General features: G+C 49.2%; 1 protein-coding gene. It reads right to left on the bottom strand.

The features are described 5' to 3' along the window. Positions 1 to 519: 519 nt before the first annotated feature. Positions 520 to 729, bottom strand: a complete 210-nt coding sequence (locus V6C16_RS13490; RefSeq protein ID WP_333536706.1) for a tautomerase family protein — start codon at positions 727 to 729, stop codon at positions 520 to 522. Positions 730 to 1,312: the final 583 nt, after the last annotated feature.

Below are 1,312 nucleotides of genomic sequence, written 5' to 3'. Positions count from 1 at the left end.
TTTGTTGACTCGCAGTTGCCAGACCGCGAGATTTTTTAACAAATCAAAAGGAGTTTTACTCACTTGGGCAAAGCTATAAGCTTTTTAGAACCCCCCGCCTAGCGGGGGGTTTTCTAGTTACAAAAAAGCGGGATAAAAACCCCGCTTTTGTGTTATTTTCAACACGTAGCTTCCGGCTTGGGATACGGCTCTATGGGCAGCCTCAAGCGACGTTGCCAATCCGTTTTTAGGAACCCCGGACATATCGGAATTGCCAATGGCAGTGCTTGGTCGCCCGTGGATATTCGCTTACAGAAAAATGCCTCTCTTAGCATCTCTTCTGGTTGCCATCATGGCATGGTACATCTCTCCATCTAACTCATAAAAAAAAAGTTGTGTGGCTAGTCAAAGAGACATCAGATCACAGAGATCACTGGATATAAAATCACATAATAGACAGTCACTGTTTTGCATAGCAATACGCAAACAGAACAGACGCGGCCCTTCTGGACCAGATATGCCTACGCTCAAAGCCTCAGATTAGGTTGCCTGTTTTCTGCGCTGCGTGACGCTCTGCCCGCCAATACCCCAGTTGTCAGTTTCTATTTCATCAATAATCACCATTGTAGTCGCAGGATTTTTACCAAGAACACGAGCCAGAAGCTCTGTGACTCCGCTGATAATTTCAGCTTTTTGCGCACTGGTTGGGGCTTCCTTTCCGCCAGTTACTTTAATATTTACGAATGGCACATATTCCTCCATTGCTAATAGGTTACGAAAAATCAGATCTTTCCCATAGGTAGTCGCGCTTGATTTACATCACTACGTGGCCCACAAGGGTACGCCAGCTTGCCATAGAAGTCTTAAGCACATCAAGAAGGTTCAACGTATACACTGAGCAAAGCACTCTCAAAATTCTTTTAAACACGTTTTTTCTGTGGTGTCGTTCTGGCAGGGAGCTCTACACGAAGGCGGGTATTGCAAAGTCAACCAACTTTCCCCCCTTGGCAAGCGAGTCATACGCCTGCCTAAAGGCTGGCAAGCGCCAACTCTGCTGCGGCATGCGGCAAGGCGGTGGATCTGGCAGGGGAGGGGCTGGACGGAAGGAGTGTTTTCGGAGGCGTGCGTGGTGGAATGCAGATGAGGCGCACGGCGCGATGCAGTTTGTTAGAGCAATTCCACTTTGAAATTGCTCTGGCGGCTGCGTGAGCAGACGCCCGCCGCAAAGATGCAAGCGCAATTTATTTGCGCGGTTGTCCTGCGGGGCAAAGGCAGGTGCAGTTGCGCATGCAGCAGCGAGATTCGCCCTGCTGTAGGGCTTTTGCAGCGCAAG

It is taken from the genome of Desulfovibrio sp. 1188_IL3213, assembly GCF_036763145.1.
GTDB lineage: Bacteria > Desulfobacterota > Desulfovibrionia > Desulfovibrionales > Desulfovibrionaceae > Desulfovibrio.
This window is presented reverse-complemented; position numbering and strand designations above follow the sequence as displayed.